The organism is Streptosporangium sp. NPDC000563 (assembly GCF_040299985.1).
Lineage (GTDB): Bacteria > Actinomycetota > Actinomycetes > Streptosporangiales > Streptosporangiaceae > Streptosporangium.
Genome location: NZ_JBEPDA010000046.1, coordinates 1 through 20,258 on the forward strand (window position 1 = coordinate 1; position 20,258 = coordinate 20,258).

The 20,258-nt window shown below is 70.6% G+C and carries 20 protein-coding genes; 7 read left to right on the plus strand and 13 right to left on the minus strand.

The window, feature by feature from the left end; all coding sequences use genetic code 11:
- The coding region (locus ABT352_RS40830) for a phosphatase (RefSeq protein WP_502992950.1) at positions 1 to 159 on the plus strand (159 nt) is incomplete at its 5' end.
- On the opposite strand, the gene ABT352_RS39715 is transcribed toward ABT352_RS40830, so the two are convergent.
- The 8 genes from ABT352_RS39715 to ABT352_RS39750 all read right to left on the minus strand — a co-directional run bounded on the left by ABT352_RS39715 (position 126) and on the right by ABT352_RS39750 (position 7,383).
- Entirely contained in the window at positions 126 to 1,106 is a 981-nt protein-coding gene (locus ABT352_RS39715; RefSeq protein ID WP_350950229.1) for an NAD(P)-dependent alcohol dehydrogenase, read from the minus strand. The two genes, ABT352_RS40830 and ABT352_RS39715, sit on opposite strands and share 34 nt — an antisense overlap.
- A gap of 13 nt (positions 1,107 to 1,119) precedes the next feature.
- Entirely contained in the window at positions 1,120 to 1,356 is a 237-nt protein-coding gene (locus ABT352_RS39720; RefSeq protein WP_350950230.1) for a helix-turn-helix transcriptional regulator, read from the minus strand.
- Between the two features lie 2 nt (positions 1,357 to 1,358).
- Positions 1,359 to 1,775, minus strand: coding sequence for a hypothetical protein (locus ABT352_RS39725; protein ID WP_350950231.1), 417 nt, complete (start codon positions 1,773 to 1,775; stop codon positions 1,359 to 1,361).
- Positions 1,776 to 2,035: 260 nt separating this feature from the next.
- Positions 2,036 to 3,208, minus strand: coding sequence for a lipid-transfer protein (locus ABT352_RS39730; RefSeq protein WP_350950232.1), 1,173 nt, complete (start codon positions 3,206 to 3,208; stop codon positions 2,036 to 2,038).
- A 149-nt stretch (positions 3,209 to 3,357) separates the two neighbouring features.
- Positions 3,358 to 3,768, minus strand: coding sequence for a MaoC/PaaZ C-terminal domain-containing protein (locus ABT352_RS39735; RefSeq protein ID WP_350950233.1), 411 nt, complete (start codon positions 3,766 to 3,768; stop codon positions 3,358 to 3,360).
- Positions 3,768 to 5,021, minus strand: coding sequence for a bifunctional MaoC family dehydratase N-terminal/OB-fold nucleic acid binding domain-containing protein (locus ABT352_RS39740; protein ID WP_350950234.1), 1,254 nt, complete (start codon positions 5,019 to 5,021; stop codon positions 3,768 to 3,770). Before ABT352_RS39740 ends, ABT352_RS39735 begins: the two co-directional genes overlap by 1 nt.
- Positions 5,022 to 5,134: 113 nt before the next feature.
- A complete protein-coding gene (locus ABT352_RS39745; protein ID WP_350950235.1) occupies positions 5,135 to 6,289 on the minus strand; it encodes an acyl-CoA dehydrogenase family protein in 1,155 nt (384 codons plus the stop codon).
- Positions 6,289 to 7,383, minus strand: coding sequence for an acyl-CoA dehydrogenase family protein (locus ABT352_RS39750; RefSeq protein ID WP_350950236.1), 1,095 nt, complete (start codon positions 7,381 to 7,383; stop codon positions 6,289 to 6,291). Before ABT352_RS39750 ends, ABT352_RS39745 begins: the two co-directional genes overlap by 1 nt.
- Before the next feature lie 298 nt (positions 7,384 to 7,681).
- Here ABT352_RS39750 and ABT352_RS39755 point away from each other — a divergent pair, with 298 nt between their 5' ends.
- The 4 genes from ABT352_RS39755 to ABT352_RS39770 all read left to right on the plus strand — a co-directional run bounded on the left by ABT352_RS39755 (position 7,682) and on the right by ABT352_RS39770 (position 11,495).
- Complete coding sequence (locus ABT352_RS39755; protein WP_350950259.1) at positions 7,682 to 8,290, plus strand: TetR family transcriptional regulator; 609 nt, start codon at positions 7,682 to 7,684, stop codon at positions 8,288 to 8,290.
- 171 nt (positions 8,291 to 8,461) lie between these two features.
- Entirely contained in the window at positions 8,462 to 9,619 is a 1,158-nt protein-coding gene (locus tag ABT352_RS39760) for a steroid 3-ketoacyl-CoA thiolase (RefSeq protein ID WP_350950237.1), read from the plus strand.
- A gap of 144 nt (positions 9,620 to 9,763) precedes the next feature.
- Positions 9,764 to 10,783 (plus strand): MBL fold metallo-hydrolase, encoded by a 1,020-nt coding sequence (locus tag ABT352_RS39765; RefSeq protein WP_350950238.1) that lies wholly within the window; start codon positions 9,764 to 9,766, stop codon positions 10,781 to 10,783.
- 37 nt (positions 10,784 to 10,820) lie between these two features.
- The gene (locus ABT352_RS39770; RefSeq protein ID WP_350950239.1) at positions 10,821 to 11,495 is read left to right on the plus strand and encodes a FadR/GntR family transcriptional regulator; all 675 of its coding nucleotides are present in this window, start codon (positions 10,821 to 10,823) and stop codon (positions 11,493 to 11,495) included.
- A 170-nt stretch (positions 11,496 to 11,665) separates the two neighbouring features.
- Here the strand turns inward: ABT352_RS39770 and ABT352_RS39775 are convergent, their stop codons facing one another.
- The 5 genes from ABT352_RS39775 to ABT352_RS39795 form a co-directional block, all read right to left on the minus strand.
- A complete protein-coding gene (locus ABT352_RS39775) occupies positions 11,666 to 12,883 on the minus strand; it encodes an RNA polymerase sigma factor (protein ID WP_350950240.1) in 1,218 nt (405 codons plus the stop codon).
- 8 nt (positions 12,884 to 12,891) lie between these two features.
- Entirely contained in the window at positions 12,892 to 13,245 is a 354-nt protein-coding gene (locus ABT352_RS39780) for a YciI family protein (protein WP_350950241.1), read from the minus strand.
- A gap of 118 nt (positions 13,246 to 13,363) precedes the next feature.
- Positions 13,364 to 14,299, minus strand: coding sequence for an aldo/keto reductase (locus tag ABT352_RS39785; RefSeq protein ID WP_350950242.1), 936 nt, complete (start codon positions 14,297 to 14,299; stop codon positions 13,364 to 13,366).
- A gap of 42 nt (positions 14,300 to 14,341) precedes the next feature.
- On the minus strand, positions 14,342 to 15,088 hold the full coding sequence (locus ABT352_RS39790; RefSeq protein ID WP_350950243.1) for an SDR family NAD(P)-dependent oxidoreductase: 747 nt from the start codon (positions 15,086 to 15,088) through the stop codon (positions 14,342 to 14,344).
- Between the two features lie 27 nt (positions 15,089 to 15,115).
- Positions 15,116 to 15,961 carry a fumarylacetoacetate hydrolase family protein gene (locus ABT352_RS39795; protein ID WP_350950244.1) on the minus strand — a complete coding sequence of 282 codons (846 nt, stop codon included), beginning with the start codon at positions 15,959 to 15,961 and terminating at the stop codon, positions 15,116 to 15,118.
- A 159-nt stretch (positions 15,962 to 16,120) separates the two neighbouring features.
- Here ABT352_RS39795 and ABT352_RS39800 point away from each other — a divergent pair, with 159 nt between their 5' ends.
- Both ABT352_RS39800 and ABT352_RS39805 read left to right on the plus strand, forming a co-directional pair.
- Positions 16,121 to 18,430: a glycoside hydrolase family 95 protein gene (locus ABT352_RS39800; protein ID WP_350950245.1), complete on the plus strand. Its 2,310-nt coding sequence runs from the start codon at positions 16,121 to 16,123 to the stop codon at positions 18,428 to 18,430.
- A gap of 268 nt (positions 18,431 to 18,698) precedes the next feature.
- Positions 18,699 to 19,904: a cytochrome P450 gene (locus tag ABT352_RS39805; protein ID WP_350950246.1), complete on the plus strand. Its 1,206-nt coding sequence runs from the start codon at positions 18,699 to 18,701 to the stop codon at positions 19,902 to 19,904.
- Positions 19,905 to 20,258 lie beyond the last annotated feature (354 nt).

The window sequence follows — 20,258 nt, forward strand, 5'->3', positions numbered from 1 at the left end:
GGGGCCGCGGGCGAGGCGGGCATCCTCACGGTCGGATTCGCCGACAGCAACGATCCCGCCCTCTTCGTCGGAGAGGCCGAGGGCAAGATCGCGGCCTTCTCCCCGACCCGCCCTCACTCCGCGCCTCACACGGTGATGACGACCTTGCCTTTCGGGTGACCGCCCCGGAGGTACCGGATGGCCTCGGGAAGCTCGCCCAGCGGGTACGTCCGGTCGACGACCGGCGTGACCTCGCCCTCCTCGACGGCCTTCCCCAGAAACAGGAGGTCCTCCTCGCTCTCCCGCAGCATCAGCGCGCACAGCTTCTGCCCCACGAACGGCGAGAGCAGCATCGCCCGGAGCTGGCGGTCGGTGCCCTGCAGCCACCGCCCCTTCCGCTCGCCGCCGACGATGACGAGCGTTCCCCGAGGGGTGAGGGCGCGCCGCAGGTGCGACAGCGAGCGGTTGCCCCCCGTGTCGAGGATGAGGTCGTAGCGGCGCCTCCCGTCCGCGAAGTCCTCACGGGTGTGGTCGACGACCTCGTCCGCGCCGATCGACCGGACCAGGTCCGTCTTCGCCGTGCCGCACACCCCGGTGACCTCGGCGCCGAACGCCTTGGCCAGCTGCACCGCGAACGTCCCGACACCGCCGCCCGCGCCGATGACCAGCACCTTCGCCCCCGGCTTCACCGGTCCTCCGGCGCGAAGCCCCTGCAGGGCCGTGTAGGCGGAGCCGGGGGTCGCCGCGGCCTGCTCGAAGGTGATGTTCGCGGGTTTGGGAACCAGCCTGTCCTGCCTGGCGCACGCGTACTCGGCGAAGGCGCCCTCGCAGGTGCCGAACACCTCGTCACCGACCCCGAACCGGGTCACACCCTCGCCGACCGCCTCGACGCGGCCGGCGACGTCCATGCCGAGAAGGCGGTTCTTCGGCTTGAGCAGCCCGAAGCCCGCGGCGCGGACGACGTAGGGCAGGCCCGTCGTGACGTGCCAGACGCCGTGGTCGAGGCCTGCCGCGTGGACGCGTACGAGCACCTCGCCCTCCCCCGCGACCGGCCGGTCGACGTCGCCGAGTCGCAGCAGGTCGGTCGAGCAGTAGGCGTCTCTGGCCATGGCCTTCATCGTCTTCATGGTCTTCATCGTTTTACGTCCCCTTCGGCGAGTCGGTGTCCGGATACTGGAAGACCTCGTCGAGCGGGACGCCGAACACACGGGCGATCCTGAAGGCCATCTCCAGCGAGGGCGAGTAGCGCCCCTGTTCTATGGCGATCACGGTCTGACGGGTCACGCCGACGCGTTCCGCCAGCTCCGCCTGCGTCATCTCCCCGGTGGCGAACCGCAGGGAGCGGATCGCGTTGGTGATCTTGGTGGGCTTGACCATGCTCAGAACCCCCGGCGGTACGCGACGATCTTCACGACCGACGAGGAGAGGGCCGAGAGGACGAACGCCAGGTAGAGCGCGTGGGCGATCCAGAAGTGCTCGAACTCCGCCATCGTCAGGCCGAGGGCCCCCACGACGCCGATGGCGAGGACGTAGAACTCGGCCCGCATGCCGTGCCGGTGGATGTCGTCGTCGCGCTCGTCCTTCTCCACCTCACCGCGCGGGGCGGTCCCGGCGAACATGTTGCCGACCATGTTCGCGACCATCGCGGCGCCGATGGCCGTGACCATCGGCCACACGTAGTCGACCTCGGCGACACCGACCTCCCGGACCCTCCCGAGGATGATCGTGGCGTAGACCGCGAGCACGCCGATCGCGACCACGGCGTAGACCCACACGCGTTTCTCTTCCGTTGACATGCCCGCTCCCCATGTAAAACAAAGTAGACATGATGAAACGTAAAACAGAGCAGACATGATGTCAAGAATTATTAACTTCCCCCTGGTCAGGGGATCGCACGGACACCTCCATGGAACGGCGAACACCGCCGAGGCGCACCAGACGCCTCACCGAAACCGAGAACCGAGAACCCGGAGGCGGGAACGGGACACGGGACACCGGGCGGCCGGGACCGACACCGGTCCACGCCCGGCCTCGGCCTTCTCCACAGGGCCTCAGGTCACTCCGACGACAGGACGAGCCCGCTCGTCGGCACCCCCGTGCCCGCGGTGACCAGCACGTTCCGCACCCCGGCGACCTGGTTGGCCGAGGTGCCCCTGATCTGCCTGACGGCCTCGGCGATCCCGTTCATGCCGTGGATGTACGCCTCACCGAGCTGGCCGCCGTGTGGGTTGACCGGGAGGTGGCCGTCGATCTCGATGCCGCCCCCGGCCACGTAGTCGCGGGCCTCGCCGCGCCCGCAGAAGCCCAGCTCCTCCAGCTGGGTGAGGACGAACGGGGTGAAGTGGTCGTACAGGATCGCCGTCTGCACGTCCGAGGGCCCGAGCCCCGACTGCTTCCAGAGTTGGCGGCCGACCACCCCCATCTCCGGCAGGCCGGTCATGTCGTCGCGGTAGTAGCTGGTCATCATCATCTGGTCGGCGCCGGACCCCTGGGCGGCGGCGGTGATCACGGCGGGTGCCTCGCGCAGGTCCCTCGCCCGCTCGGCGGAGGTGACCACCAGCGCCACCGCGCCGTCGCTCTCCTGACAGCAGTCGAGCAGGTGCAGCGGCTCCACGATCCACTTGGACGCCTGGTGCTCCTCCAGGGTGATCGGGCGGCCGTGGAACCACGCGGCGGGATTGGTGGAGGCGTGCCTGCGCATCGCGACCGCCACCCGGCCGAAGTCCTCGGAGGTGGCGCCGTAGGTGTGCATGTAGCGTCGGGCGAACATCGCCACCCAGGCCGCGGGGGTCATCAGCCCGTACGGCACGTGCCAGCTCATCTCCAGGCCCTGCGACGAAGGCTCGCCGGCGACGCGGGCGTCGGGCTGGCCGTACCTGTTCCCCGAGCGCTCGTTGAACGCCCGGTAGCAGACCACGGTCTCGGCGACCCCGGTGGCGACGGCCATCGCCGCGTGCAGCACGGTCCCGCACGCCGCACCGCCGCCGTAGTGGACGCGGGAGAAGAACGACAGGTCGCCGATGCCCACCTCGCGGGCCACGGCGATCTCCTGGTTGGCGTCCTGGGTGTAGGTGACGAGGCCGTCCACGTCCGAGGGCGCGAGGCCCGCGTCGTCGAGCGCCGCGAACACCGCCTCGGCGGCGAGCTGGAGCTCGGACCTGCCTGACCGCTTGGAGAACTCGGTCGCGCCGATCCCGGCGACGGCCGTACTCCCTGAGAAGGAGACCACGGTGGTGAGGGCCTTTCTGTGTTTTCGCCGTTCCCTGCCGTTCTCGCCGTTTTCCGCCGTTCCGACCGCTTACGCCGCTCCCGGCCGTTTCCATCGTTTCGGTTGCTCTCGCCTCCCGGTCTCCGTCCTCGGCAGCCGCCGGGGCGCGGTCAGCGGGCGGGGAGGACGAGCCTGACGGTGCCCGAGACGTGGGCGCCGAGGCTGACCCCGCCCCGGACCTCGACGGTGAACTCGCCGTCCTCGCAGGCGACCACGCTGCCGGTGAAGGACAACCGGTCGCCCGCGTACGCGGGGACGCCGAGCTTGACGTTGATGCCGCGGATGATGGCCTCGGGTCCCGCCCAGTCGGTGACGTAGCGCTCGACGAGACCCATCGTGGTCAGGATGTTGAGGAAGATGTCCTTCGACCCCTGCGCCCGCGCGACCTCGACGTCGTGGTGAACGGGGGTGAAGTCCATGGTCGCGAGTGCGGTCGACACGACCACGGTGGGGCTCAGGTCGATCGCGAGCTCGGGAAGCGGAGCTCCGACCCGCACCTCGTCGTCGGTAAGTGTCCGCATCACGCCTCCTGGGGGACCCACATGGGCAGGATCAGCTCGTCGTCCATCCGGCGGTACGTCAGGCGCACCGGCATACCGATACCCACCCGCGAAGCGGCGCAGTCCACCACGTTGCCCACGATCCGCACGCCTTCCGGTAGTTCCACCACGGCGACCACGAAAGGCGTACGAAGCCCCGGGACCTGCGGGTTGTGGTGGACGACGTAGCTGTAGACCTCCCCCTCGCCGCTCGCCGTCACGAACGTGCGGGTGGTCGAACGGCACGAGGGGCAGACCGGCCCCGGCGGGTGGCGGAGCTCGCCGCAGTCGGCGCACTTCTGGATCCGCAGCTCGCCGGCGGCGACACCCTCCCAGAAGAAGGCGGTGTCGGCGTTGACCGCGGGTCTCAGCGGATACGGCGGCCGGGGGGACACATCCTCCCGTGTCTCCGGCATGTCCTTCGTGAGCACGTCCCTCGCGAGCGCCTCCTCGGCGGACATGTTCGCGGGCATGTCCTTCGTGAGCACGTCCCTCGCGAGCGCCTCCTCGGCGGACATGTTCGCGGGCATGTCCTTCGCGGGTCGGATCCGAGCGGGCGGGGCCTCGGAGGTGCCGTTCTCCGTGGGCGCGGATCCGTTCCCGCTCGGTGCGGCTTCGTTCTCGCCGGTGGTGTGCGTGTTCTCGTCCGGCCCTTCGGCACGTTGCCAGGGCCGGAACTTCAGCACGCGGAACAGCATGTCGGCCACGGCCTCGCCGTCGGCGTACCAGGTGATGTTCCAGGTGACGAAGTAGCCCTTGCCGAGCGCCGTCCGCTTCGGGCCGGTGATGCCGGTCAGCCGGGTGGCCGGGACCGGAAACTCGCCGAGCCGCACGTAGCGGTGGTAGGTCTGCTCGCAGTTGGTGGCGACCACCCCGGTGTAGCCGTTCTCGTCCAGCATCGCGAGAACCGCGTCGATCGGGGTACCCGCCCGCTTCCTCCTGTTCCCGGCCACACCGGGCATCGTCCAGACCTGGATCATCGCCGGTGGGGCCACGATCCCCCCGTGCACTCCCGCCGCGGCGACCTCGGGGTCGGTGTAGAGCGGATTGGTGTCGCCGATGGCGTCGGTCCAGTGCCGGATCATCGGGAGGTTCACCGGGTCCGCCTCCGCGACACCGAGCACCTCCCCCTCGGCTATCTGCCGCTCCGCCAGAGCGATGAGCCGTTCGTGCAGGGTGGCGGACTCCCCCCCGGTCTCCGGACCCGTCGCGGACACCGAACTTGTCGCGGACACCGGTCCTGTTGGGGCAGGCTCGGGCGCCGGGAGTGCCGGAGCCGTCGCGGCCGTCGGGACGGGCTGGGGCGTCGGGGCGGGCTCGGGTGCCGGGGACCCCGGCGGTGTCCCGGTCATCGGGGCGGCCTCGGCAGGCTCAGGCCGAGCATCGCGATGAGCTCGCGCTGGACCTCGTTGACGCCGCCGCCGAAGGTGAGCACGAGCGCGCCCTTCGCGCCGCGGTCCACGCGTCTCATCAGGTCCGCCGTCTCCGGGTCGGACGGGTCGCCGAAGCGCGCCAGGACCTCGCCGACGATCCTGCCGACGTCCTGCAGCCGCTCCGAGCCGTACACCTTGGTGGCCGAGGCGTCGGGGGCGCCCAGCCAGCCGAGGTCCATGTTGGCCGCGACCTGCCAGTTCAGCAGCTCGTTGGTCCTGAAGTAGGCGTACACCTGGCCGAGCGCCCTGCGTACCGCGGGCTCCTCGATCGTGCCGGTACGGCGGGCCCAGGCGAGGAACCGGTCGTAGGTGTGGGCGATGTTGCCCGCGGGGCCGAGCGTGACCCGCTCGTGGTTGAGCTGGTTGACGATCAGGTCCCAGCCCTTGTTCTCCTCCCCCACGACCATGTCCACCGGCACCCGCACGTCGGAGTAGTAGGTGGAGTTGGTGTGGTGGTTCCCGTCCATCGTGACGATCGGGGTCCACGAGTAGCCGGGATCGGAGCAGTCGACGATCATCATCGTGATCCCGCGGTGCTTCTTCGCGTCCGGGTCGGTACGGGCGGCGAGCCAGATGTAGTGGGAGTAGTGGCCGCCCGAGGTGAAGATCTTCTGCCCGTTCACGACGTAGTGGTCGCCGTCGCGGACCGCGGCGGTGCGCAGCGAGGCGAGGTCGGTGCCCGCCCCGGGCTCGCTGTAGCCGATCGCGAAGTGACACTCTCCCGCCAGGATGCGCGGCAGGAAGAACTCCTTCTGTGCCGCCGTCCCGTACTGCATGAGGGTCGGACCGACGGTCTGCACGGTGATGATCGGGTACGGCACCTCGGCGCGGGCGATCTCGTTCGCGAAGATCTGCTGCTCCAGCGGGCCGTATCCGCCGCCGCCGTACTCCTCGGGCCAGCCGAGTCCGAGCTTGCCGTCGCGGCCGAGGGCGCGGCAGTGCTCCATGTAGGCGTGGCCGAACGGGTCGGCGGAGATCCGCGCCCGTTCCTCCGCGCTGAGGCACGACCGGAAGTACTCGCGCAGTTCGTCGCGGAGCCTCTTCTGGTCGGGGGTGAGGTCGATCAGCATCAGACGAGCGCTCCGATCGTGTCGAGCCGGGCCTCCACCCCGCCCAGCAGGTGGGCGTGGTGCTTGCCCCAGGCGAAGTAGCGGTGCAGCGGATAGGTCACGTCCACCCCGATACCGCCGTGCAGGTGCTGGCAGGTGTAGAGCGCCCGCAGCGCCTGGTCGGTCGCGGTGAGGGCGCCGACGGCCAGGTCCGCCTCGGCCTCCTCGTCCGCCCCCTCGGCGAGCCGCCACGCCCCGGACCACACGGCCACGTCCAGCGCCCGCCCCGCGATGTAGACGTCGGCGATCTGCACGGTGACCGCCTGGAACTCGGCCAGCGCCCGGCCGAACTGCTTGCGGGTCCTGATGTACTCGGTGGTGAGCGCGAGCGCGCCGGCCAGCACCCCGGAGGTGACGGCGATGTTCCCGGCCAGCGCGAGTCTTCGCAGGCCACCGGCCGCCGCACCGTCCCGCGCCCCGACGGGCTCACCGGGGGTGCCCTCCAGGACGAGCGTGGCGGCGGGCTCGCCGGTGGAGGTCGGCACCGGCCGCAGGTCCGTCTCGGCGGGGTCGACCAGGAACAGGCCGACCCCGGTGGCGGTGGCGGCGGGGACGAGGATCCTCGCGGCCTGGGCGGCGTACGGCGTCGTGCCCTTGGCGCCGTCCAGCACCCATCCGGCGCCGTCCTCGCGGGCGGTCGTGAGCGGCGGGGCACCGAGGTCGCCGAAGGCACGACCCGGCTCGGAGGGGGCGACGGCCAGGGAGATCTCGCCGGCGGCCAGCGGGGCGAGTGCCTCGCGCTGCTCCCCGGAGCCGTACCTGGTGATCACCTGCGCCGCGACGAGGCTCTGCTCGGCGGGGACCGGGGCCACGTGGGCGCCGATCTCCCGCAGGACGACCGCCATCTCCACCGGCCCGAGCCCCGCGCCTCCGGCCTCCTCCGGCAGGCAGGCGCCGAGCAGTCCCGCCTGGGCGAGGGAGCGCCAGAGTGCGGCGTCGTAGGGCGCGTCCCCCTTCTCGTGGGCTTCGAGCCTGGCCGGGGTCACCTCCCTGCCGAGGAGGTCGACCGCGAGTCCGCGCAGGTCGGTCTGTGTCTCGTCGAGATTGAAGTCCACTGGCGCTCCAGGGTTTCTGTCGGCCGCGTCACCCTTCCGGAAAGTAGAACAGATTCTATTCTGTGTCCAGAGTCGGCCTATGGCAATAAGTCACCGCATAACCTCCGCACCGCATATGCCATGTAAGCGCGGGCCGTCTTTGTGACCGGCGAGTAACCCATCGGAGTATCCCTAAATCAGATAACGTGTTCTCATGCCCACTCCGCACGTGACGACCGACACGCCGGTCACCCCGCGCCGGACCGGCAGGCACGCCCAGAGCGGCGCCGATCCGGCCATCACCGAGGGGGCACCCGGCATGCGGAGTGAGTCGGCACCCACGAGCGTCCGCACCAGGAGCCAGCACCAGCGGCGCAAGCGCATCGTCCAGGCGGCCGCCGCCCTCGCCTCACGAGGTGGCGTCGAGGCGATGCAGATGCGGACCGTCGCCGAGCGCGCCGGGGTCGCGCTCGGAACGCTCTACCGATACTTCCCCTCCAAGATGGATCTCGTCGTCGCCGTCGTCGGCGAGGAGATCGATCTGCTGGAGACCAGCATCGAGCGTCGCCCGCCCAGCGCCACGACGGCTTCGGGGCGGGCCGTCGACGTGCTGATGCGCGCCACCCGGGGCCTGATGCGCGAGCCGGAGCTCGCCGACGCGCTCATCCGCTCGCTGATCATGGCCGATGTCGACATACCGTTCGGCGACCGTATGGCGGGGTTGCTGCTCCGCGTCGCCGGAGCCGACCTCACCGCCGAGACCGCCACCGAGGAGCAGTTCGCCCTCGCGGGCTCGCTGTCCAGCGTCTGGGTGCACGAACTCATGGAGATGCTCAGGGGCCGGCGCACGTACGAGCAGATCCAGCGCCGCATCGAGATCGCCGCCGGACGCCTGTTCGCCGACTTCCAGCCCTCCGCCTCCGGCTGAGAGGCGTTCCGCGAGAAACCCCACCCTGCCTTCCACCTGAAATTAGAACCCGTTACAGTCGCTACCGAAGGCGACTAGAGCGACGTTCTGGAGTGACGCGCGGGCGGGCGGATCGGCGAGGACGGCCGTCCGGTGCGCGCGAGCTCCCGGCCGGATGGCGAGGAGATCGTTATGGGTGCGGTGATCGTCGAGGCAGTGAGAACCCCGATCGGCAGGCGCAACGGATGGCTCGCCGGGCTGAAGCCGCAGGCGGTCCTCGCCGCCGCGCTCACCGGTCTGATCGGCAGGTCGGGCATCGACCCCGCCGCCGTGGAACAGGTTTTCGCCGGGTGCGTCACGCAGGCGGGCGAGCAGGGCGGCCACGTCGGACGGCACGCCTGGCTCTACGCCGGGCTGCCCTACCAGACGGGGGTGACCACGATCGACGCGCAGTGCGGCTCCTCACAGCAGGCGGTGCACCTGGTCGCGGCGCTCATCCAGGCCGGGGTGATCGACGTCGGCGTGGCCTGCGGCGTCGAGGTGATGAGCCGGGCTCCGCTCGGTTCCAACGTGCTGCCCGCCGACCCCCGGCCCGACGACTGGGACCTCGACCTGCCCGACCAGTTCACCGCCGCGGAACGGATCGCGCGGCGGCGCGGCCTCACCCGCGAGCACATCGACCGGTTCGGCGCCAGGTCCCAGCGCCTCGCCGCGGAGGCGTGGGCCCAGGGCCGCTTCGACCGGGAGGTCGTCGCGGTGACCGCGCCGGTCCTCGACCGTGAAGGTGCGCCCACCGGCGAGACCCGTGTCGTCGACAGGGACCAGGGGTTGCGCGAGACCACCGTCGAAGGGCTCGCCGGGCTCAGGCCCGTCATGGGCGAGGGCGGCCTGCACACGGCGGGCACCTCCTCGCAGATCTCCGACGGCGCGGCGGCGGTGCTGCTGATGAGCGAGGAGGCCGCCGCCCGGCACGGCCTGCGGCCCCGGGCCCGCGTCCTCGCCCAGGCGCTCGTCGGCTCCGAGCCGTACTACCACCTGGACGGACCGGTGGACGCGACCGCCAAGGTCCTGTCCTCGACCGGGATGAGCACGGCCGACATCGACAGGTTCGAGGTGAACGAGGCTTTCGCCTCGGTGGTCTTATCCTGGTCGTCGGTGCACAAGCCAGACATGGAACGGGTCAATGTCAACGGCGGCGCCATCGCGCTCGGCCATCCGGTCGGAGCGACCGGTTCCCGACTGATCACCACCGCCCTGCACGAGCTTGAGCGGTCCGACTCCTCGACCGCGCTGGTGGCGATGTGCGCGGGCGGGGCGCTCGCGACCGCGACCATCCTGGAGCGCCTCTGAGCGGCGCCGATACCCTGAGGCGTCTCCGCGCGCCGCCGGCCACCCGAGGCGCACCTGAGGCGCCGCCGACCCGAGGCGCCCCGCGTGGCGCCGGTGAGGAGCACCACCGTTGACCCCCCGCAGGTCGTACAAGGAGCACCAGCGTTGAAATCCCGCCGCAGGCCGTACAGCGAACAGCGTCCGTTCGACACCGGGGGCGGGGTGTGGAGCGTGCCCGTCCCGATCCCCGGCAACCCGCTCGGCTACACGCTGGTCTACGCGATCGAGTCCCCGGCGGGTCCCGTCCTGGTCGACGCGGGCTGGAACGCCCCCGAGGCGTGGCTGGCGCTGCGCGACGGGCTGGGGGCGGTCGGCATCGACGTCCGCGACGTGCGCGGCGTGGTCGTGACCCATTTCCACCCCGACCACGCCGGGCTGGCCGGCCAGGTGAGGGAGGAGTCCGGTGCGTGGATCGCGATGCACGAGGCCGACGCCGCGTTGATCGACTTCATGCGGCGGTTCGAGGGCGACGCGCAGCGCGACTTCCAGGCCGACATGCTGCGCCGGGCGGGAGCGGGAGCCGTCGAGGTGGAGGAGGTGAGGGGGAACCGGCCGCGGCCGCCCGCGCTCCCCGACCGCGTTCTCACCGACGGCGACCTGATCGACCTGCCGGGGCGCAGGCTCCGGACGATCTGGACGCCCGGTCACACTCCCGGCCACATCTGCCTGCACCTGGAGGACGCCGACCGGATCTTCACCGGGGACCACGTGCTGCCGGCGATCACGCCGCACATCGGGATCTACCCGTACGACCGTGCGGACGTGGATCCGCTCAGCGACTTCCTGGAGTCGCTGGAGAAGGTGAAGGGGATGGGACAGCTCGAGGCCCTGCCCGCCCATGAATGGATATTTCAAGACACGGCGGCTCGGGCGACGGAGATCCACATCCACCACGAGGAGAAACTCCGACGGCTCGCCGCCCTGCTCGGTGAGGAGAAGGAGCCCCTGACCATCTGGGAGATCGCCGAACGCATGACCTGGAACCGCCCATGGAAGGACTTCCCCGCCATACTGCGCGGGATGGCCGCCGGGGAGGCCGCGGCCCACCTGCGCACGCTGGAGGTACGCGGAGTCGTCCGCCGCGTGACGGGGGTGGATCCGGTGCGGTTCGCCATACACTCATAGACATCGGATGTCTGGCGCGACCTGAGGACGGTGCGGAGTGGCGGTCACCGACGCCGCTATCGACAAGATCAAAGAAATGATCCTGTCTGGCGATCTCGCCCCGGGCAGCAAACTGCCCAAGGAGTCCGACCTCGCCGATCGGCTCGGCCTGTCACGCAACTCCCTGCGCGAGGCCGTCAGGGCCCTGGCCCTGATCAAGGTGCTGGACGTGCGCCAGGGCGACGGCACGTACGTGACCAGCCTGGAGCCCAGGCTCCTGCTCGACGCGATGTCGTTCGTGGTCGACTTCCACCAGGACGACACCGTGCTGCAGTTCTTCCAGGTGCGGCGGATCCTGGAGCCCGCGGCGACCGCGATGGCGGCGGAGCACATGTCCGAGTCCGACGTCACCGAGCTGCGCAAGATCCTCGACGGACTGCCTCCCAATCCGAGCGTCGAGCAGATGGTGTCCAACGACCTGGAGTTCCACCAGCGCATCGCGGCGGGCTCCGGCAACACGGTGCTGTGCTCCCTCATCGAGAGTCTCTCCGGCCCCACCACCAAGGCCAGGATCTGGCGGGGCCTCACCCAGGAGAACGCCCAGGAGAAGACCCTGGAGCAGCACGCCGCGATCTGCGACGCCATCGCCGCCCGCCAGCCCGAGGTGGCGCGGGCCTGGGCCACGGTCCACATCGCCGGGGTCGAGGAGTGGCTCCGCAAGACCCTCACCTGACGATCCCCGCGGCCGTCTCGCGCGCTTCGGCGGTCCCCGTCCGCACCGGTACAGGTCGACCGGGACCGGCAGAGCAGGCGAAGCACGACAAACGCCCGCCCTGGACAAAGCGCGAGCCTGCGCAGACACGAGCCCACACAGGCACGAACGGGAACGAACAGGCACCGGACTCAGGCGAGTGCCTCGCGGTTGCGCCGCAGGAAATCACGCTCGGCCTCGTTGTGGGTGAGGGCAGTCGCCGCCTCGTAGGCCCGCGCCGCCTCGGTGGTACGGCCCAGACGCCTGAGCAGGTCGGCGCGGACGGCGTGGAACAGGTGGTAGTCATCGAGGTCGAGGCCATCGACCAGGGTGAGCGCCGCCTGCGGCCCGTCGACCTCGGCCACCGCGACGGCGCGGTTGAGTGCCACGACCGGGTTGGGGACGAGGGCCAGGAGCCGGTCGTACAGCGCCAGGATCTGCCACCAGTCGGTGAGGGCCGCGGTCGGCGCGTCGCTGTGCACGGCGTTGATCGCGGCCTGGATCTGGTAGGGGCCCGGCCGGTCGCGCCGCAGGCAGCGGCGCACGATGGCCTGGCCCTCGGTGATCAGGTCGCGATCCCATCGGCTCCGGTCCTGGTCCGCCAGCAGCACCAGGTCGCCGTCCGGCGTGGTGCGGGCGGCCCGGCGGGACTCGACGAGCAGCATGAGCCCGAGCAGCCCCATGACCTCGGGTTCGTCGGGCATGAGCTCGGCCAGGAGCCTTCCCAGCCGGACGGCCTCCGCGCAGAGCTCGTCGCGGACCAGCCGCTCGCCCGAGCTCGCCGTGTGCCCCTCGTTGAAGATGAGGTAGATCACGGCCAGGACGGACCTGAGCCGGTCCGGGAGGTCGGCCTCGGCCGGGACCCGGTACGGGATCCCCGCGGCGCGGATCTTGTTCTTCGCCCGGACGATCCGCTGGGCCATGGTCGCCTCGGGGACCAGGAAGGACCGGGCGATCTCGGCGGTGGTGAGCCCGCCCAGCAGCCTCAGCGTCAGCGCGACCCTGGCGTTGGCCGAGAGCGCGGGATGACAGCAGGTGAAGATCAGGCGGAGCCGGTCGTCGCGCACCGCGCCCTCCTCCCATGGCTCGTCACCGGCGTACAGCAGGGCCGCCTGGGCATGGCGGTCCTGGCGGGTCGCCTCCCGCCGGAACCGGTCGATCGCCCTGTTGCGGGCGGTCGTGATGATCCACCCCGCCGGGTTCGGCGGCAGGCCGGTGGAGGGCCACAGCCGTACCGCCACGGTGAAGGCGTCCTGGACCGCCTCCTCGGCGAGGTCGATGTCACCGAGGAGGCGGACCAGGACCGCGACCGCGCGCCCGTACTCCGCGCGGAACACCCGGTCGATCTCCGAGGCGGGAACGCCCTCCATCCTGGACGTCAGCCCGCCTCACCCTGGAACGGCCGCACCTCGACGGGGAGAAGGCCGATCGCCAGGGCGAGCCTGCGTCCCCATTCGAGCGCCTCGTCGAGGTCCGGCGCCCTGATGACGGTGAACCCGCCGAGGTGTTCCTTGCCCTCGGTGTACGGGCCGTCGGTCATGAGCGTGTCACCGTCCTTGACGCGGATCACGGTCGCCGTGTCCGGGGGGTGCAGTCCACCGGAGAAGACCCACACGCCGGCGGCCCGCATCTCCTCTTCCAGTGCGCCCAGGTTCCTGACGATCGGTTCCAGCACCTCGGGCGCCGGAACGCCTCCGTCGGGCTGATAGATGCTGAGCAGATACTGTTTCATCGCGCCTCCTGGGCCGGTGCGGCACCATCGCCGCCTTCCTACCCTTCACACGAACGGCGTCCGACGAAATCGACACCGGGCGCGACGGTCCCGCGAAATTCAACGGAGACCGGGCGGCTCAGGAGATGAGGCCCTCGGCGGTGAGGTCGGTCCAGAGGGCTTCCGGGACGGGTCTGGCGGCCAGTTCCGCGTTGCGGACGACCTCGGCGGCGGAGCGGGCGCCGATCACGACGCTCGCGACGGCCGGGTGGCGCAGGGGGAAGGCGAGGGCCGCCTGGGGGAGGGTGACGTCGTGGCGTTCGCAGACGGCGGCGATGCGGCGGGCGCGCTCCAGGAGCGGTCCGGGGGCGGGGGCGTAGTCGTAGGTGCCCGACGGGTCGTGGGTGGCGAGCAGTCCGCTGTTGAAGACCCCCGCGGCGAGCACCGAGACGCCGCGCTCGGCGCACAGGGGCAGCAACTCCTCCTCCCCCGACCGGTCGAGGAGGGTGTAGCGCCCGGCGAGCATGACCGTGTCGACGCCGGTCTCGCGGACGAACGCGGCGAGCATCCCCGTCTGGTTCATGCCGACCCCGACGGACTTCACGACGCCCTGGTCACGCAGTTCGGCGAGGGCCGGGTACGCCTCGGAGACGGCCTGCTCCCAGTGGTCGTCCGGGTCGTGGATCAGGGCGATGTCGACCGCGTCGAGGCCGAGCCGCTCCAGGCTCTCCTCCAGCGACCGCAGGATCCCGTCGCGGGAGAAGTCCCACACCCGGCGCATGTCCGCGGGGACGTCGAAGCCCTGGTCGTCCCGGCCGAAGGGGCCTTCGCCGGCGGCGGGCACGAGCAGACGTCCGACCTTGGTGGACAGGGTGTAGGAGTCGCGGGGCCTTTCCGCCAGGGCGGCGCCGAGTCGTCGTTCCGACAGGCCGAGCCCGTAGTGGGGCGCGGTGTCGAACAGGCGGACCCCCGCCTCGTAGGCCGCGTCCACCGCCGCGCGCGCCACGTCCTCACCGACCGCCGAGAACAGGTTCCCGATCGGCGCCGCGCCGAAGCCGTACCTGCTAACCCGCACCGCCTGCTCCGTTCCGTTTCTGCGATCCCGCCGGAATCCCTGTCACGACTTCGGCCGGAGCCTGAGCCCCTGCATCCCGCCGTCCACGGCCAGGATCGTGCCGGTGGTGGCCGAGGCGAGCGGGCTCGCGAGGTAGGCGATCGCGGCGGCGACCTCCGGGGCGCTCACCAGGCGGCCCATCGGCTGGCGGGCCTCCAGCGCCGCCCGCTCGGCCTCCGGGTCCTGCGCCGCGTCCAGCAGGCGCTGCACCCAGGGGGTGTCGGCGGTGCCCGGGTTGACGCAGTTGACCCGGATGCCCTCACGCACGTGGTCGGCCGCCATCGCCAGCGTCAACGACTGGATCGCCCCCTTGGACGCGCTGTAGAGCGCCCGCTGGGGCAGTCCCGCCGTCGCCGCGATCGAGCAGGTGTTGACGATCACGGCGTGCTCCGAGCGGCGCAGGTGCGGCAGGCTCGCCCGGGTGACCCGGACGATGCCCAGGACGTTGACGTCCATCACCCTGGCCCACTCCTCGTAGGGGTTGTCCTCGATCGTCCCTGCGGCGCCGATCCCGGCGTTGTTCACCAGGATGTCCAGGCCACCGAGCCGCTCGACGGCCTCGGCGACGGCCGCACGGACCGCCTCCTCGTCGGTGACGTCGGCCCTCACCTCGACGAACGGGCCATCGGAGGCGTTGATGTCGAGGGAGGCCACCCTCGCCCCGCGTTCGGCCAGCAGGGTGGCGGTGGCCAGCCCGATGCCGGATCCGCCGCCGGTGACCAGGGCGCGCATGCCGTCGAACTCACCCATTGAGAGACCTCCGTACCGTTTCGTCGCTCACGCCTGTCCCATGGTCTGCCGCTGGCGCCCGAGTCCGTCGATCTCCAGCTCCACGACCTGCCCCGCGCGCAGGTACGGCGTGCCGGGCAGGCCGAGCGCGACGCCCGCCGGGGTGCCGGTGTTGATCAGGTCACCGGGTTCGAGGACCATGAACCGGCTGAGGTAGCGGATCACCTCCGCCACGGTGAAGATCATGTTCTTGGTGTCGCCGTTCTGGAACCGCTCCCCGTCCACCCACAGACGCAGGCCAAGAGCCTGCGGGTCGGGGATCTCGTCGGGGGTGACCAGCCAGGGACCGAGCGGGTTGAAGGTCTCGCAGGACTTGCCCTTGTCCCACTGGCCGCCGCGCTCCAGCTGGAACTCGCGCTCGGAGACGTCGTTGGAGATGGCGTAGCCCGCGACCTTGGACAGCGCCTCCTCGTGCGTCTCGACGTAGCGGGCCGTCTCACCGATGACGACGGCCAGCTCGACCTCCCAGTCGGTCTTCACGCTGTCCCTGGGGATGAGCACCTCGTCGTCGGGCCCGACGATCGTGTTGGGCGCCTTCATGAAGACGATCGGCTCGGCCGGGGTGGCGGCGTTCGTCTCCGTCGCGTGGTCGATGTAGTTGAGGCCGATGCACACGATCTTCCCGGGCCGCGCGATCGGGGCGCCGATCCGCAGTCCTTCGGCGTCCAGCACGGGAAGATCGTCCCGCTCCAGTGCCTCGCGGACCCGAGCCACGCCTCCCGAAGCGAAGAAAGCCCCGTCGATCTCGGTTTCCGAGATTGCACGGAGGTTACCGGCCTCGTCCAGGACGGCCGGGCGCTCCTGGCCCACGGGTCCCACTCGCAGTAGCTTCACGCCGTACCCTTCACTGATACATCGGATGTCTTGTTCCGTGATGTTTAACGACACCAAACCTCGGTGTCAACCCTCACCGATCGAAACATCTCCTCCACCATCGAGGGGGAACCGCGGCCGGAAGGGTTGAACGTGACACGCTCGGATACACCCGATGACTTGACGCTCTGGTACGACAGACCGGCCGCCGACTGGGAAACCCAGGCGTTACCGATCGGCAACGGCGCGCTGGGTGCCACGGTGTTCGGCGGCGTCGGCGGCGAGCGGATCCAGTTCAACGAGAAGTCGCTGTGGACCGGCGGCCCCGGAGCGAACGGCTACGACTTCGGCAACTGGACCTCCCCGAGGCCGGACGCGATCGCCGAGATCAGGGCGCGGATCGACCGCGACGGCGCGATGTCCCCCGAGGCGGTGGCGGCGAGGCTCGGGCAACCCAGGAGCGGATTCGGTGCCTACCAGACTTTCGGGGACCTATGGCTGGACATGCACGACGGCCCCGAGTTCCCCGGGGGCGCCGTCACCGGTTACCGCAGGGAGCTGGACCTGCGCGAGGCGGTCGCCAGGGTCGGTTACACCGCGAACGGGGTGACCCACTCCCGCGAGTACTTCGCCAGCCACCCGGGAAACGTCGTCGTCGGCAGGCTCTCCGCCGACAGGGGCGGCGAGGTCTCCTTCACGCTGCGCACCTCCTCGCCCCGCGACGACAGGGACGACAGACAGGTCTCGGTCTCCGAGGGCCGCCTCACCGTGAGGGGCGTCCTCGCCGACAACGGCATGAGGTTCGAGGCGCAGGTCCAGGTGATCGCCCGGGGCGGCACCCGCACCGACGGCACCGACGAGATCACCGTCACGGGCGCCGACAGCGCGGTGTTCGTCCTGTCTGCGGGCACCGACCACTCCGACGTCTACCCGGCCTACCGGACCGCGGACCCGCACGCCGCGGTGACCGGGGCGGTCGACGGGGCCTCCCGCAGGTCGTACGAGGAGCTCAGGGCCGAGCACCGGGCCGACCACCGCAGGCTGTTCGACCGGGTCGGGCTCGACCTCGGGCAGAGGACCCCGGCCGTCCCGACCGACAGGCTGCGCGCGGCCTACACCGGCGGCGCCTCGGCCGACGACCGGGCGCTGGAGGCGATGTTCTTCGCCTACGGCCGCTACCTGCTGATCGCCTCCTCCAGGGAGGGGTCGCTCCCGGCGAACCTGCAGGGCGTGTGGAACGACTCCGTCGATCCTCCCTGGGCGGCCGACTACCACGTCAACATCAACCTGCAGATGAACTACTGGCTCGCCGAGCAGACCAACCTCGCCGAGACGACCGAGCCGTACGACCGCTACATCCGGTCGCTGGTCGCTCCTGGTGAGAGGACCGCGCGGGAGATGTTCGGGGCGCGCGGCTGGGTGGTGCACAACGAGACCAACCCGTTCGGCTTCACCGGCGTGCACGACTGGGCCACCGCGTTCTGGTTCCCCGAGGCGGCGGCGTGGCTCACCCTGCGGATGTACGACCACTACCGTTTCTGCGGCGACGTCGAGTATCTGCGCGAGACCGCGTACCCGGTGATGAAGGGCGCGGCCGAGTTCTGGCTGGACACCCTCCACACCGACCCTCGTGACGGTGGGCTGGTGGTCTCCCCCGGCTACTCCCCCGAGCACGGCGACTTCACGGCGGGCGCCTCGATGTCCCAGCAGATCGTCTTCCAACTGCTGACCGACACCCTGGAGGCGGCGAAGACACTGAGGACCGACACGGCCTTCCAGGCCGAGGTGACGGCCGCGCTGGCCATGCTCGACCCGGGGATCCGCATCGGGTGCTGGGGACAGCTCCAGGAGTGGAAGGAGGACCTCGACGACCCGGGCGACACCCACCGGCACGTCTCCCACCTGTTCGCACTGCACCCCGGACGGCAGATCGTCGCCGGCACCCCGGAGGCCGAGGCGGCCGGGATCTCGCTCACCGCGCGGGGCGACGGCGGCACCGGCTGGAGCAAGGCGTGGAAGATCAACTTTTGGGCCCGCCTGCTGGACGGTGACCGCGCGCACAGGATGCTCGTCGAACAGCTCGGCGGCTCCACTCTGGACAACCTGTGGGACACCCACCCGCCGTTCCAGATCGACGGCAACTTCGGCGCCGCCTCCGGCATGGCCGAGATGCTGCTGCAGAGCGGACACGGCACGGTCCACGTGCTGCCCGCACTGCCGTCCGCCTGGCCCACCGGTTCGGTGACCGGCCTGCGCGCCCGGGGCGACGTGACCGTGGACGTCTCGTGGCGGGACGGCGACGCCGACAGGGTCACCGTGCACGCCGGGACGTCGGGCCCCCTCAGGGTCCGCGCCGCCATGGTCGGTGGCCGACACCACGTCGAGGACGAGCGCGGCGGGATCGTCACCCCGCGTCGCGACGGTGACGTCATCACCATCGACGCCGAAGCCGGCGGGTCCTACACGATCGTCAAGCTCGCCGTCCCCTGATCGCGGCCGCCGTACGGGCTCCGACTTGACGAGACCCCCTTACCGTAATAGAACACGTTCCAGAAAGAAGAATCGCCGAGCGCCCGCTCAGGCACTCGGTAACTCGGCGTGCCCGGAGCGGAAGGCGGGAGCAGCAAAAAGTCCCGCGATCGCCACGTTCGCGATGGATTCTCGGCGAACGCGTGAGGGTACGCCGCTGACCGCACCCCCAAAATCGCGCCGATATGAACCGTGTCACGAAAACGCCGACCGGTTCGCAGGAGGACCATTGGATATCGATCTGGTCGACCAGGACTTCTACTGGCAGAACGGCGCACCCTACGAACAGCTGGCCTGGCTGCGGGCGAACGCGCCGGTCTACGCGCACCCGGGCGACGCCGAGCGGGGATGGCCGGGCTTCTGGGCGGTCACCAAGCACGCCGACGTGGTGCAGGTCTCCCGCCGCTCCGACCTGTTCTCGTCGAGCAGGAAGCTCGCGCTCTTCAACGAGATCCCCGAGGACCAGAGGGCCCTCCAGCGGCTGATGATGCTCAACCAGGACCCACCGGAGCACACCCGGCGGCGCTCCCTGGTCAACCGGGGCTTCACCCCGCGCATGATGAACGCCCTGGAGGGGCACATCCGCGACATCTGCCACGAGCTGGTGGACGAGGCGAAGGGACGCGGCTCGGTCGACTTCGTCAGGGACATCGCCGCCCCGCTCCCGCTGTACGTGATCTGCGAGCTGCTCGGCGCCCCCGTCGAGGATCGCGACAAGATCTTCAACTGGTCCAACCAGATGATCGGGGCCGAGGACCCCGACTACGCGGCCGATCCCGAAGAGGGCACGAACGCGGCGATGGAGGTCTACGCCTACGCCAACACCCTCGCCGCCGAGCGGCGCGCCCAGCCCCGCGAGGACATCGTCACCAAGCTGATCATGCCCGACGCCGCCGGGGAGACCCTCACCGAGGAGGAGTTCGACCTGTTCGTGCTGCTGCTCGTGGTGGCGGGCAACGAGACCACCCGTAACGCCGCCTCGGGCGGCATGCTCGCCTTCTTCGAGAACCCCGAGCAGTGGCGGCGCCTCGTCGCCGACCGCTCTCTCGCCCGCACCGCCGCCGACGAGATCGTCCGCTGGGTCGCCCCGGTGAACCTCTTCCGCCGTACGGCCACCGCCGACACGACGATCGGCGGGCAGGAGGTGAAGGAGGACGACAAGGTCGTGATCTTCTACAGCTCCGCCAACCGGGACGAGGAGGTGTTCGCCGACCCCGGCGTCTTCGACATCGGCCGCGACCCCAACCCGCACATCGGCTTCGGCGGCGGCGGCGCGCACTTCTGCCTGGGCAACCACCTCGCCAAGCTGGAGCTGCGGGTGCTGTTCGATGTGCTGGCCGAGCGGCTGCCCAACCTGGAGCAGGCGGGCGAGGCCCGCCGCCTGCGGTCCAACTTCATCAACGGCATCAAGGACCTGCCGGTCACCGTCGGCTGAGGTCGGGCGACACCGGACACGACATGGGAGGGCCGCCCTCCCATGTCGGAGGCACCGGAGAATCCGGCTCACACCGGCGGCTCACAGTGGTGCCGTCGGAGCATCCGGCTCGCGGTGGCGCCACTGTGGCGCCACTAAAGAAACCGGGCGAATCTCCCCGCGTCCCATCGAGTCCCCCCGCGTCCTCCCGTGTTTTCCCATGGCCCTCGATGGACCTCGCGGCCCTCGTCCGTGTCTCCCGTGTCTCCCGTGTCTCCCGTGTCTCCCGTGTCTCCCCCTACGCCTCCCCGCCCCGGTCGACGGGTCGCCGGGGTGGCACCACACCCATCGTTTAAACATTCTGTTGAACTTAGA